This window comes from Streptomyces sp. NPDC039423, from assembly GCF_055598725.1.
In genome coordinates this window covers 751,567-764,361 of sequence record NZ_JBVKAH010000002.1, presented here as the reverse complement: position 1 = coordinate 764,361, position 12,795 = coordinate 751,567, and the positions used below count along the sequence as shown (strand labels likewise).

General features: G+C 71.0%; 11 protein-coding genes. All 11 read left to right on the top strand.

Annotation, left to right across the window (positions count from 1 at the left end; genetic code table 11):
* Window positions 1-444 precede the first annotated feature (444 nt).
* The 11 genes from ACZ7LK_RS09510 to ACZ7LK_RS09460 all read left to right on the top strand — a co-directional run bounded on the left by ACZ7LK_RS09510 (window position 445) and on the right by ACZ7LK_RS09460 (window position 12,784).
* Window positions 445-1,644 carry an IS701 family transposase gene (locus tag ACZ7LK_RS09510; protein WP_469463147.1) on the top strand — a complete coding sequence of 400 codons (1,200 nt, stop codon included), beginning with the start codon at window positions 445-447 and terminating at the stop codon, window positions 1,642-1,644.
* The gene (locus tag ACZ7LK_RS09505; RefSeq protein ID WP_471139323.1) at window positions 1,641-3,089 is read left to right on the top strand and encodes a maltokinase N-terminal cap-like domain-containing protein; all 1,449 of its coding nucleotides are present in this window, start codon (window positions 1,641-1,643) and stop codon (window positions 3,087-3,089) included. The genes ACZ7LK_RS09510 and ACZ7LK_RS09505 overlap by 4 nt, the downstream gene beginning before the upstream one ends.
* 77 nt (window positions 3,090-3,166) lie before the next feature.
* Window positions 3,167-4,105: an NAD(P)/FAD-dependent oxidoreductase gene (locus tag ACZ7LK_RS09500; RefSeq protein WP_469463149.1), complete on the top strand. Its 939-nt coding sequence runs from the start codon at window positions 3,167-3,169 to the stop codon at window positions 4,103-4,105.
* Window positions 4,106-4,248: 143 nt separating this feature from the next.
* Window positions 4,249-4,953: an EthD domain-containing protein gene (locus tag ACZ7LK_RS09495; protein WP_469463041.1), complete on the top strand. Its 705-nt coding sequence runs from the start codon at window positions 4,249-4,251 to the stop codon at window positions 4,951-4,953.
* A gap of 47 nt (window positions 4,954-5,000) precedes the next feature.
* The gene (locus tag ACZ7LK_RS09490; protein ID WP_392272037.1) at window positions 5,001-5,837 is read left to right on the top strand and encodes a type 1 glutamine amidotransferase domain-containing protein; all 837 of its coding nucleotides are present in this window, start codon (window positions 5,001-5,003) and stop codon (window positions 5,835-5,837) included.
* Window positions 5,838-5,876: 39 nt separating this feature from the next.
* Entirely contained in the window at window positions 5,877-7,532 is a 1,656-nt protein-coding gene (locus tag ACZ7LK_RS09485) for a thiamine pyrophosphate-binding protein (protein WP_392272038.1), read from the top strand.
* Window positions 7,516-8,124 (top strand): DJ-1/PfpI family protein, encoded by a 609-nt coding sequence (locus ACZ7LK_RS09480; RefSeq protein ID WP_471139318.1) that lies wholly within the window; start codon window positions 7,516-7,518, stop codon window positions 8,122-8,124. Before ACZ7LK_RS09485 ends, ACZ7LK_RS09480 begins: the two co-directional genes overlap by 17 nt.
* 4 nt (window positions 8,125-8,128) lie before the next feature.
* A complete protein-coding gene (locus tag ACZ7LK_RS09475; RefSeq protein WP_471139316.1) occupies window positions 8,129-9,973 on the top strand; it encodes an AGE family epimerase/isomerase in 1,845 nt (614 codons plus the stop codon).
* Window positions 9,970-10,311: an STAS domain-containing protein gene (locus ACZ7LK_RS09470; protein WP_392272041.1), complete on the top strand. Its 342-nt coding sequence runs from the start codon at window positions 9,970-9,972 to the stop codon at window positions 10,309-10,311. Before ACZ7LK_RS09475 ends, ACZ7LK_RS09470 begins: the two co-directional genes overlap by 4 nt.
* Entirely contained in the window at window positions 10,308-12,476 is a 2,169-nt protein-coding gene (gene glgX, locus ACZ7LK_RS09465) for a glycogen debranching protein GlgX (protein ID WP_392272042.1), read from the top strand. The genes ACZ7LK_RS09470 and glgX overlap by 4 nt, the downstream gene beginning before the upstream one ends.
* Complete coding sequence (locus tag ACZ7LK_RS09460; RefSeq protein ID WP_392272043.1) at window positions 12,473-12,784, top strand: anti-sigma factor antagonist; 312 nt, start codon at window positions 12,473-12,475, stop codon at window positions 12,782-12,784. The genes glgX and ACZ7LK_RS09460 overlap by 4 nt, the downstream gene beginning before the upstream one ends.
* The last annotated feature ends 11 nt before the right edge of the window (window positions 12,785-12,795 follow it).

Here is a 12,795-nt window from a genome sequence, read left to right as displayed (position 1 = left end):
GCGCGGCCCGGGACGCGTCCGCACCGCAGCGGCGTCCCCCCGCGGACCTGCCGGGTCCCGCGGGGCCGGGCGGCCCGGACGCGGTGGCGGCGCGGCCGGCCGGCCGGCCGGGCCGCTCCCGGAGGCCCCCGGGACGCCGCTCCCCGAGACCGACGTGGGCGGGCCGGATCCGTCCCCCGCCCCCGTCATCACCCCCGCCGCCCACATCCCCCGAGGCGACGGGGCCGGACCCGGGGCCGGAAGCGCGTGGTGGTGCCGTCCCCGGCGCACCCGCGCACCGGCCCCGGGGTCCGCTTCACGGTTTCCGCTCCCGGGCCCTCTTTCCGGAGGTCCCGGTCCCGCGCGGCGTGAATGAGAGGAAAAAACCGGCTGGCCGATTTCCTCCGGACCGACATAGACTTCTGTGGAGAGAGCTGGGTAACGGTCGTGGAACCAGACCTGAATATGCCCGAGGATTATTCCCCCGCTGTATTCGCCGAGTTCCTCACGCGGACGCTCGCTTCCATTCCCCGGAGCGATCAGCGCCGCTGGGGCGAACTGTACGTACGGGGCCTTCTCTCGGTCGACGGAAAGAAGACCATGCGGGCCCTCGCGAGCAACGCGGGCGGCGGCGTCGAACAGAGCCTGTACCAATTCATTACGAAGTCCCCGTGGGACTGTGTGCCGGTACGGCGGGAAATGGCCCGGCACCTCCACGAGCACACCGAGCCGCGCGCCTGGGTGGTGCGCCCGCTGGTGATCACCAAGGTGGGACAGCACTCCGTGGGCGTCGAGCGGCAGTTCGTGGCGCAGCTCGGACGGATCGTCAACTGCCAGCAGGGCATGGGCCTCTGGCTGGCGTCCGACCAGGTCAGCAGCCCCGTCGACTGGTGGCTGGCGCTGCCCGAGTGCTGGACGGACGAGCCGGAGATGCGCCGACGCGCCTCCATCCCGGAGCACGTCGGGTCCTGTCCGCCGGAGCAGTGCGCGATCGGCTCGGTCGCCCGGATGACCGACGAGTGGAGCATGCCGGCCCGGCCGGTGGTGATGGACCTCCGGGACACCGCGCCCCACCCCGTGTGCGCGGAACTGATGGACCGCCAGATCCCCTTCGTCGTACGAGTGGATCCGGCCATGTCGCACACGAGCGTCGAGCCGCTGCGGCCCGCCGAGCGCGGGCACTCCCCCGCCTCGGCGGCCGGCCCGGACGCGGGCCTCACCGGGGCACTGAGCCGCAACCGCATGCCCGTCGAATGGCTGGACCACCGCACCGGGGTCGTCCGCGCCACCTCGGTCGGCTCCGCCCGGGTGCGGTTGCGCTCCCCGGGCGGCGGCCGGGAGGGCCGGCAGGACCTGGTCCTCCTGGGGGCGTGGGGCGAGCCGGGGCGGCGGGCGCCGAGCGAGTACTGGCTGTCCAACCTGTCCCGGCCCCGGCTCGGGACCGTCTACCGCACCGCGATGCTCAGCCGGCGCGTCGAGCGCGACCAGGCGGAGGTGAGCGACCGGCTGGGGCTGCGCGACTTCGAGGGGCGCTCGTTCCGCGGCTGGCACCACCACATGACCATGGTGTCCCTCGCGCACGCCGTCACCATGCTCTCCCGGGCCGCCCGCGGCCCCGTCCCGGAGTCCGCCGTCCCCCGCAACGCGAAGGTGACCGCCGCATGACCGTGTCCCCGTCCCCGGACGTGACCGAGACCGGGCGGATCGCCGCCGACCTGCACCGCCTGCTGCCCGGCTGGCTGGCCCGCCGGCGCTGGTTCGGCGGCAAGGACCGGGCCGCGCCCGACGTGGTGCCCGTCCTGGTCGAGACCGTGTGCGCGGACGGCCCGCGGCTGCTCCTGGTCGTCGTGCGCACCGAGCACGACGAGTGGTACCAGTTGCTGGTAGGGGTGCGCGACACGGTGCCGGACGGGCTGGCCGACGCGGTCATCGGGCCCAGCGGTGGCGCGCTGCTGTACGAGGCGACCGAGGACCCCGAGCTGATGGGGCGGCTGCTCGCCCGGATCGCGGCGGGCGGGACCGCGGGCGCGGTGGAGTTCCACCCCGTGCCCGGCGCGGACATCCCCACCGGGCTGCCGGCGGCGGTACTCACGGCCGAGCAGTCCAACACGTCCATCGCGTTCGGCGGCCGGATGATGCTCAAGGTGCTGCGGCACGTGGTGCCCGGCCCGAACGCGGAGGTGGAGATGCTCGCCGCCCTGCGGCGGGCCGGCGACGTGCCCAGCGCGGCGCCGCTCGGCTGGGTGCGGACCTCGCCGGCGGCACCCGGCGGGGAGATCACGCTCGGCATCCTCCAGGAGTTCGTGCCCAACCGGGGCGACGGCTGGGCGATCGCCGTCGAGGAGGCCCGCGCCTGCATCGTGGGCGAGTGCGAGAGCGTCGCCCCGCTCGGCGGCTTCGCGGAGGAGGCCCACGCCCTCGGCCGGTCCACGGCCCGGGTGCACGCCGCGCTCGCCGAGCAGTTGCCGACCCTGGAGCTCGACGCCCCGCGGGTCGACCGGCTCGTGGGCGTGCTGACCGGGCGGCTGGAGGCGGCGCTGGACCAGGTGCCGGCGCTGCTGCCGTTCGCCCGGCAGTTGCGGGCCGTGCACCAGGACCTCGGGGAGGTCGCCAAGCGCGGCCACGCCCCGCTGCTCGTCCAGCGCGTCCACGGCGACCTGCACCTCGGGCAGACGCTGCGCGCCGAGCGGGGCTGGGTGGTGATCGACTTCGAGGGCGAGCCGGGCCGGCCGGAGGCGGAGCGCCGCCGGCTCCAGCCCGCGCTGCGGGACGTCGCCGCGATGCTGCGGTCCTTCGACTACGCCGCGCACCATGCGCTGGCCGCCGTCCTGGGCGTACCGCCCGGCGAGCAGTCGCCGCAGAACGTGCACGGCACGCGCCTGGCCCGCCGGGCCTCGGCGTGGGCGGTGCACAACAGACGGGCGTACTGCGCCGGGTACACCGCCGGGAGCGGCACCGACCCGCGCAGCCAGCCGTTGCTGCTGCGCGCCTTCGAGGCGGACAAGGCGGTCTACGAGGCGGTGTACGAGGCCCACAACCGGCCCGAGTGGCTCACCATCCCCATGGCCGCGGTGCGCCGCCTGGCGGGCCGGCACCGCCCGGCCGGGTGAGCGACGGGGGCCGGGCCATGACGGGACCGACGCACACCCCGGGGACACGAACCCCGGGGACACAACGGGCGGTGGACATGGACACGGGTGCGGGCATGGGCGTGGACGCGGACGTGGCCGTGGTCGGGGGCGGCCCCGCCGGGCTGTCGGGGGCCATCTACCTGGCGCGGTACAACCGCCGGGTACTGGTGTTCGACACCGGACACGGCCGGTCCACCCACCACCAGGTGAACCACAACTACCTGGGCTTCCCCGGCGGCATCGCCACCGTGGACCTGCGCAAGCTCGCCGTCGAGCAGCTCGCCCGGTACGAGGGGGCGCGGATCGTCCACCACCTGATCACCTCCGTCGAGGGCGACGCGGAGCGCGGCTTCACGCTGCGCTCGCAGGGGCACCACTGGCGGGCCAGGGCGGTGCTGCTGGCGACCGGGGTGCTGGACCACTTCCCGCACTTCCCCGACTGGCGCTCGTACGTGGGCCGTTCGATGTTCTGGTGCATCACCTGCGACGGGTACGAGAACCGGGGCCGCAGCATCCTCGTGGTCGGCCACACCGACGCGGCCGCCGGTGAGGCCATGCAGCTCCACGCCCTGACCGACCGGGTGCGGCTGCTGACCAACAGCCATCGCGACGACATCAGCGAAACGTTCCGCCGCCGGCTCGCCCACGCCGGCGTCGAGGTGGTCCACGACCGGATCGAGGAGGTCGAGGGGGCGGACGGACAGCTACGTACCGTCGTCACCCGGGGCGGGCTGCGCCTCGGGCTCGACGCCCTGTTCTCCATCCAGGGCGCGACGCCCGAGACCGCGCTCGCCCGCTCCCTCGGCGTGCGCCTCAACGACGCCGGCTACATCGCGGTCGACTCCGAGCAGAAGACCTCGGTGCCGGGTGTGTACGCGGCCGGGGACGTCACTTCCCTGCATTCCCACCAGGTGGCCGCCGCCGTGCACGAGGGCGCCCAAGCGGCCTCCGCGGCGCATTACTTCCTCCATCCGCCCGAACTCAAAGCCGACTGATCGCACGGATCGCACGTCAGTTCAGGAAGTCGGCGGAGGTTCTTTGCCGCGCCCCCGGACGGCCGCCAATGATGGCTGAGCACCATCCCGGAAATGTGGCATTTCCATGTGCCGTGCCGCGCGGGGCCGAAAAGGAGAGTTCCATGATTCATCAGTTCATTCTGGCGGCGCCCAAGCCGGGTATGACCACCCAGGAGTTCCAGGACTACTGGGTGGACGTCCACGCGGTGAAGTACGCCGCGAAAATCCCGCAGATCCGCAAATACATGGTCGACACGCGGGTCGAGACCGGCGCCGACCTCGGCACGCCGGCCCTGCCCCACCAGGGCATCGCCGAGATCTGGCTGGCGAACGGCGAGGAGCAGCTCGCCTCGCTCCAGACGGAGGAGTTCCTCCAGGGCGCCCGCCTCGACGAGCCGAACTGGGCCGCCTTCTGGCAGACCATCGTGGTCGACACCACGGCGTACGAGATCGTCCCCGGCCCGGCGCTCGCCAAGGGCCAGGACCGGGTCAAGCTCACCGTCCTGATGAAGCGGCGGCCGGGCCTGGACCTGGAGGAGTACCGCAAGCGGACCCTCGGCGGCTACGCCTCCGTCGTCGGGGCCACGCCGGGGCTGCGCCGCTACCTGCACGCGCACACCGTGGACGGCGCCTACGTCTTCGGCGAGGCCGGCTTCGACAGCGTCGAGCAGCTCTGGTTCGACGACGTCGACGCCCTGACGGAGGCGCTGCGTTCGCCGCACTTCACCGGCCAGGTGGCGGCCGCCCGTGACGAGGTGGCCGACCCGAAGTACGTGTTCTCCCTCGCCGTGAAGGAGAACTGGATCATCGGCCCCGAGCCGCGCTGACCGGCCACCCGCCGCTGATCCGCCCACCGATTACCGAAGGAGCAGGCGTGGCCAGAAGGAACGCCAAGAAGATCCTCGTGATTCTGTCGGAGTACGGCTACTGGGGCGAGGAGCTCGTCGGGCCGCTGCACCACTTCGACCAGCGCGGTTACGAGGTCGTGTTCGCCACCCCGACCGGCGGGCGGGCGCACGCGCTGCCGCCGAGCATGGACCCCGCGTACATCGACCCGCCGCTCGGCAAGTCGGTGACCTCCGAGGAGGTCGCCAAGCTGACCCGGCAGGTCGACGAGTCGGACCGGCTGGACGACCCGATCGACATCTCCAGTTGGGTGCCGGAGCGCCCGTACACCGCGGACGAGGACTACCTGCGCAAGCTGGAGGCCTACCACCGCGCGGTGGACGTGGTCGCCCAGGAGCTGGAGGAGTACGACGCGCTGCTGATCGTCGGCGGCTCCGGCCCGATCGTGGACCTGGCGAACAACGAGCGGGTGCACCAGATCATCCTGTCCTTCCTGCGCGCCGGCAAGCCGATCGCGGCCGAGTGCTACGGCGTCACCCCGCTGGCGTTCGCCCGTGACTGGGAGGACCGCAAGTCGATCATCTGGGGCAAGCACGTCACCGGTCACTGCAAGGAGTACGACTACAAGGACGGGACCGGTTTCCTCGGCACCGATTTCGTCATGGGGCCGCCGCCGTACCCGCTGGAATACATCCTGCGTGACGCCACGGGCCCCGACGGCCGGTACCACGGCAATTTCGGCAAGGAAACGTCGGTGATCGTGGACTACCCGTTCATCACCGGCCGCTCGACGCCGGACTCGTATCTCACCGGCGAGAAGATCGTCGAGGTCCTCGAGGACGGGCTGCGCCGCTTCGGCTGGTAATCCAACGAGCTAATCGCCGAGAGACGAGAGAAGGAAGACATGGCCAGGCAGGGCAATGCGGCGATCATCGAGCAGTTCCTCGCCGATGGAATTCCCTATATGTTCGGCAATCCAGGAACGGTCGAGCAGGGATTCCTGGACGCATTGGAGGAGTACGACGGCCTCCAGTACATCCTCACCCTGCAGGAGACGGTCGCCGCCGGCATCGCGGACGGGTACGCCCGCGCCACCGGCCGCCCGGCGCTGCTCCAGCTCCACAGCGGCGTCGGCCTCGGCAACGCGATCGGCATGCTCTACCAGGCCAAGCGCGGTCACTCGCCGCTCGTCGTCATCGCCGGCGAGGCGGGTGTCCGGTACGACGCGATGGACGCGCAGATGGCGGCCGACCTGGTGGCCATGGCGGAGCCCGTCACCAAGTACGCGACCCGGGTCACCGACCCGGGCTCGGTGCTGCGGGTGCTTCGGCGGGCCATGAAGATGGCCATGACACCGCCGCGCGGCCCGGTCTTCGTCTCCCTTCCCATGGACGTCCTGGATGCGGTCAACACCGAGCCGGTCGTCCCGAGCACGTTCCTGGAGACCCGGGCGCTTCCGGTGCCCTCCCTGGTGGAGCAGGCGGCGCGGCTGCTGGCCGGCGCCGAGAAGCCGATCGTCCTGGTGGGCGACGGCGTCTCGGCGTCCGGCGGGCAGGCGGAGCTGGTCCGGGTGGCCGAGCAACTGGGCGCCGACGTGTGGGGCGTGGACTTCTCCGAGGTGAACCTGGACGCCCGCCACCCGCTGTACCGGGGCCAGCTCGGCCACATGTTCGGTGAGGTGAGCCGGGCGGCGGTGAAGGACGCGGACGCCGTCCTGATCGTCGGCACGTACGTCTTCCCCGAGGTGTTCCCGGTCCTGGACGATCCGTTCCGCGCGGACGCGAAGATCGTCCACATCGACCTGGACGGCTACGAGATCGCCAAGAACCACCCGGTCACCCTCGGCCTGGTGGCCGACCCCAAGGCCACGCTGGCCGCGCTCGCCACCGAGCTGGACGGCCGGCTGTCCGCGGAGGCGCGGGCGCTGGCGTCCGGCCGGCTGGAGACCCGGCGACGTGAGCGGCCGGCCGGGCCGGAGGACGACGGCTCGCTGCTGCACCACTTCCTGGCCGAACTGGCCGGGCAGGCGCCCGAGGACCTGATGGTCTTCGACGAGGCGCTGACGGCGGCCGGGCCGCTCAACGCCTACCTGCCGGGCCGGCTGCCGGGCCACTGGTTCTCCACGCGCGGCGGGTCGCTGGGCGTGGGCATCCCGGGGGCGCTGGGCATCAAGCTGGCGCACCCGGACAAGACCGTCATCGGCTTCACCGGGGACGGCGGGTCGATGTACACGTTCCAGGCGCTGTACACGGCGGTCCGGCACGACATCGGCGCCAAGTTCGTGATCTGCAACAACCGCAGCTACAAGCTGCTCGACCTCAACATCGAGCAGTACTGGCGGGAGCGGGACATCCCCCTGCACGCCCACCCCACCCCGTTCGACCTGTCCCACCCCGACCTCGGCTTCAGCCAGATCGCCCAGGGGTTCGGCGTCGACGCGCTGCGGGTCGACGACCACGAACAGGTGGCGTACGCGGTCAAGCGGATGCTCAGCGACGACAAGCCGTTCCTCATCGACCTGCGGACCACTGAAGGGGGAACCCGTGGCGAACACCGCTGATACGCCGTCACGCGACGGTGTGCTCACCGGCCGGAAGATCGCGATCCTCGCCGAGAGCGACTTCTACGAGCCGGAAATCGCCTACTACCAGCGCCGGTTCGCCGAGGAGGGCGCCCGCGTCGACTTCCTCACCCGGCTGTGGGGCAACAAGGCCATCACCTTCACCGGCCACGAGTACCGGGCGCCGCTGACGGTGACACGCAGCCTGGAGGACCTGGACGACCGGAGGCTGCGCGAGTACAGCGCGCTGATCGTGCCCTCCGGCATGGTCGCCGACCGGCTGCGCTACACCGAGGACATCGAGCGGCTGGCGCCGGCCACCGATCTGCTGCGCCGGGCGTTCGCCCGGTCGGGCGTGGTCAAGGGGATCATCTGCCACGGCATGTGGCTCGCCGCGTCCATCCCGTACGTGGTCCGGGGCCGCAAGGTGGTCTGCCACAACAACCTCATCGGCGACGTCCGCAACATGGGCGCCAACTATGTGGACCAGGACGTCGTCGTGGACGGGGATCTGGTCACCGCGCGGACGGGCGACCACTGCCATCTGTTCGCCAGGACCATCATCGACGAGCTCGTGCTGCGAGGGGCGTGAAGCCATGTCCACCACTTCCGACACCGTGAACTTCACGTTCTCCGACACCATCGCCGGCCGGGTCACCGGCTTCGACCGCGAGGCCCGGGTGGTGACCGTGGTCACCCCGGGCGGCGGCGAGTTCCGGATATCCCTGGACGGCGGTCCCAGCGCCGAGCTGCTGCACAACCTGGGCGAGCCGTACCAGGACGCCTCGGGCCACATCGACGACATGCTGCGGGAGGGCACGTTCGTCCTCGCCTACGGCGTGTTCTACCCGGGTGAGCGGCTGCGGTTCGAGGCCAAGCGGCTGGTCTTCGTGGGCCGGCAGGGCGACGACTTCCGTTTCGAGGAGGCGGGCTGGTGGGTGCGGCAGATCCAGGAGATCGCCGCGTTCTACCGCAAGGCCCAGTTCGGCGACGGGCCGGTCGACTTCGAGCAGTACCGCACCGAGATCCGCCTCGGCGGCGAGAAGACCGCAAGCCACGTCCAGGAGACCGACACGATCTCCCGGCTGGTGTACGGCATGGCGTCGGCGTTCCTGCTGACCGGCGAGGACGAGTACCTGGAGGTCGCCGAGCGCGGCACCGAGTACCTGCGCGAGCACATGCGCTTCGTCGACACCGACGAGAACGTCGTGTACTGGTACCACGGGCTGTCGATCGACGGCGACATCGAGAAGAAGCTGTTCACCTCGGAGTTCTCCGACGACTACGACGCGCTGCCGGCGTACGAGCAGATCTACGCACTCGCCGGGCCGGTCCAGACGTTCCGGGTCACCGGTGACCCGCGCATCAAGGACGACGCCGACGCCACCATCCGGCTGTTCGACCGGTTCTACCTGGACCCGGAGCACGGCGGGTACTTCTCCCACATCGACCCGATCCTGCTCAGCCCGCACCACGAGTCCCTCGGCCCCAACAAGGCCCGCAAGAACTGGAACTCCGTCGGCGACCACGCCCCCGCCTATCTCATCAACCTCTACCTGGCGACGGGCGAGCAGCGGTACGCCGACATGCTGGAGTACACCTTCGACACCATCGTCGAGCGGTTCCCCGACCCGAAGAACAGCCCCTTCGTGCAGGAGCGGTTCCACCAGGACTGGTCGCACGACACCACGCACGGCTGGCAGCAGAACCGGGCGGTCGTCGGCCACAACCTGAAGATCGCCTGGAACCTGATGCGGATGCACAGCCTGCGCCCCAAGGCCGCCTACCTCGACATGGCCGCCTCCATCGGCGAGACCATGCCCGAGGTCGGCGCCGACCGGCAGCGCGGCGGCTGGTACGACGTGGTCGAGCGGATCAAGGTGGACGGCGAGGAGCACTTCCGCTTCGCCTGGCACGACCGCAAGGCCTGGTGGCAGCAGGAGCAGGCGATCCTCGCCTATCTCATCCTGCACGGCATCACCGGGCGGGAGGACTTCCGCGACGAGGCCCGCGACGCCCAGTCGTTCTACAACGCCTTCTTCCTCGACCACGACGAGGGCGCCGTCTACTTCAACACCCTGGCGAGCGGCCTGCCCTACCTGCTGGGCGTCGAGCGGCTCAAGGGCAGCCACTCGATGAGCATGTACCACTCGGCGGAGCTGTGCTACCTCGCCGCCGTCTACAACAACCTGCTCGTCAACGGCAAGCCGATGGACTTCTGGTTCAAGCCCGACCCGTCCGACCTGGACGGCCGGGTCCTGCGGGTCGCGCCCGACCTGCTGCCGGCCGGCTCGGTGCGCGTCGAGTCCGTCGAGGTCGAGGGCGAGCCGCACACCGACTTCGACGCCGACGCGCTGACCGTGACGCTCCCCGAGACCTCGGGCCGCGTGAAGGTCAAGGTGCGCCTGGCTCCCCGCGGCCGTACGGAGGTGTCCGGATGACCGTCAAGGTCAACTCGCGCTCCGAGGGCGACATCACCGTGATCGCCCTCGACGGAGAGATCAACAGCACCACCTCGGGGGGCCTCCAGGCCCAGCTCCTGCCCTTCATCCGGCAGGGCGCCGAGGTGCTGGTCGACCTCACCGGGGTGTCCTACGTCTCCAGCGCCGGACTGCGCACCCTGCTGATCGTGCACCGGCGCGCCCAGCAGGTGGACGCCCGGATCACCCTCGTCGGGCTGTCGGAGGAGGTCACGTTCGTCATGAACGCCACCGGCTTCCTGGACTTCTTCGACATCGGCGAGGACGTGGACTCCGAGCTGGAGCGGGCGGCACGATGAGCCCCCGGGACGTGACGGAGATGCGCGAACGCGTCGACGCCTACCCGACGCACCGGATCGCCGGCCACCGGGTACGGGCCGGGCGGCCCTTCCCGTACGGCGCGACCCCGGTGCCCGGCGGCGTCAACTTCTCGGTCTACTCGGACCGCGCCACCTCGATGAGCCTGGTGCTCTTCGAGCGTGGCGCGCCCCGGCCGACCGCGGAGCTCCCCTTCCCGGCCGAGTTCCGCACCGGCAGCGTGTACGCGATGACGGTGTTCGGGCTGGACCTGGAGAACCTGGAGTACGGCTTCCGCGCCGACGGGCCCTTCGACCCGGTGAGCGGTGACCGCTTCGACGCCCGCAGGGTGCTCAGCGACCCGTACGCCCGGCTCGTCTCGGGCCGGAACGTGTGGGGCGAGGAGCCCGACTGGGACAACGTCTACCCCTACCGCGCCCAGGTGGTGAACGACGACTTCGACTGGGGCGACGACACCCCGTTGCGCATCCCCACCGAGGACCTCGTCATCTACGAGACGCACGTGCGCGGCTTCACCCGGCACCCCTCCTCGGGGGTGACGGCGCCGGGCACGTACGCGGGGCTGCGGGAGAAGATCCCGTACCTCAAGGAGCTGGGGATCAACTGCGTCGAGCTGCTGCCGGTCTTCGAGTTCGACGAGCTGGACAACCCGCGCACCAACCCGGTCAGCGGGGAGCGGCTGCACAACTACTGGGGCTACAACACCGTCTCCTTCTTCGCACCCAAGGCCGGCTACGCGGCCACGGGCCGCTTCGGCATGCAGGCGGACGAGTTCAAGTCGCTGGTGAAGGAGCTGCACCGGGCGGGCATCGAGGTCGTCCTCGACGTGGTGTTCAACCACACCGCCGAGGGCAACGAGCACGGGCCGACGATCTCGTTCCGCGGGCTCGACAACGCCACGTACTACATGCTCACCCCGGACGGGCAGTACTACAACTTCAGCGGCACCGGGAACACCGTCAACTGCAACCACCCGGTCGTCCGGGACTTCGTGCTGGGCTGTCTGCGCCACTGGGTCGCCGAGTACCACATCGACGGGTTCCGCTTCGACCTGGCGGCCATCCTCGACCGGGCCCCCGACGGCACTCCGCTGCCCAACCCGCCGCTGCTGGAACAGCTCGCGTACGACCCGGTGCTGCGGCACACCAAGCTGATCGCCGAGGCGTGGGACGCGGCCGGGCTCTACCAGGTGGGGCACTTCCCCAACTACGGCCGCTGGTCGGAGTGGAACGGCAAGTACCGCGACGCGGTGCGCAGGTTCGTCAAGGGCGAGCCGGGGGTCGCCGGGGAGCTGGCGACCCGGATGGCGGGCTCCCCGGACCTGTACTGGGGCCGCGGGGCCGCGGCGTCGATCAACTTCGTCACCGCGCACGACGGCTTCACCCTCAACGACCTGGTCTCGTACAACGACAAGCACAACGAGGCCAACGGCGAGGGCAACAACGACGGCGCCAACGACAACTACAGCTGGAACTGCGGCGAGGAGGGCCCGAGCGCCTCCCCGCACGTACGGGACCTGCGGATGCGCCAGATGAAGAACATGCTGGCCATCCTGCTCACCAGCCAGGGCGTCCCGATGATCCTGGCCGGCGACGAGGTGGGCCGCACCCAGCTCGGCAACAACAACACCTACTGCCAGGACAACGAGCTGTCGTGGTTCGACTGGGGCCTCGTCGAGGCCAACGCCGAGCTGCTGGAGTTCACCCGCGGCCTGATCGCCTTCCGGCACGCGCACCCGGTGCTGCGCAACACCGAGCACCCGCGCGGCGTCGACTCGATGGGCAGCGGCTACCCGGACGTGAGCTGGCACGGCGTCCGCGCCTGGCACCCCGACTGGGCGGACCACTGCCGGGTCGTCGCCCTGATGCGGTGCGGCCGGCACGCCAAGGGCGGGGTGCCGGACGACCACGTGTACGTCGCCGTCAACGCCCACTGGGAGCCGCACGACCTGGAGCTCCCCCAGCTCCCGGAGGGCCAGGCCTGGCACCTGTTCGCCGACACGGGGGCCCTGATGCCGTACGGCATGCACCCGCTCGGCCAGGAGCCCCCGCTGGAACACCCGGGGCGCTACCACCTGGGGCCGCACTCGGCGGTCGTCCTCGTCGGCCGCCCCGTACCCACCACGCTGAAGGAGATGGCACCGTGACGTTCGACGTGAGGCTCAGGGTCAACGACCGGGTCGCGACGATAGAGATCGGCGGCGAGCTGGACGCCTCCAGCGCCGGCCGGTTCCACGAGACGATCGACGAGGCCGCCGCGACCGGGGCGATCGAGCTGGTGATCCGGGCCGAGAAGCTGGCGTACATGTCCAGCGCGGGCCTGCGGTCGCTGGTGTTCGCCCGCCAGAAGATGGGCGACGACGTCAGGATCGCGGTCGTCGGCGCCACCGAGCCGGTCGCCCACACGATCAGGCTGGCCGGGTTCGACCACAGCATCGACCTGATCGACGCCTGAGGGGGCGAGGA

Coding starts and splice junctions, on each gene's coding strand:
- ACZ7LK_RS09495 (WP_469463041.1), top strand. CDS start 4,249: ATGATTCATCAGTTCATTCTGGCGGCGCCCAAGCCGGGTATGACCACC.
- ACZ7LK_RS09500 (WP_469463149.1), top strand. CDS start 3,167: ATGGACACGGGTGCGGGCATGGGCGTGGACGCGGACGTGGCCGTGGTC.
- ACZ7LK_RS09510 (WP_469463147.1), top strand. CDS start 445: ATGCCCGAGGATTATTCCCCCGCTGTATTCGCCGAGTTCCTCACGCGG.
- ACZ7LK_RS09470 (WP_392272041.1), top strand. CDS start 9,970: ATGACCGTCAAGGTCAACTCGCGCTCCGAGGGCGACATCACCGTGATC.
- glgX (WP_392272042.1), top strand. CDS start 10,308: ATGAGCCCCCGGGACGTGACGGAGATGCGCGAACGCGTCGACGCCTAC.
- ACZ7LK_RS09475 (WP_471139316.1), top strand. CDS start 8,129: ATGTCCACCACTTCCGACACCGTGAACTTCACGTTCTCCGACACCATC.
- ACZ7LK_RS09485 (WP_392272038.1), top strand. CDS start 5,877: ATGGCCAGGCAGGGCAATGCGGCGATCATCGAGCAGTTCCTCGCCGAT.
- ACZ7LK_RS09505 (WP_471139323.1), top strand. CDS start 1,641: ATGACCGTGTCCCCGTCCCCGGACGTGACCGAGACCGGGCGGATCGCC.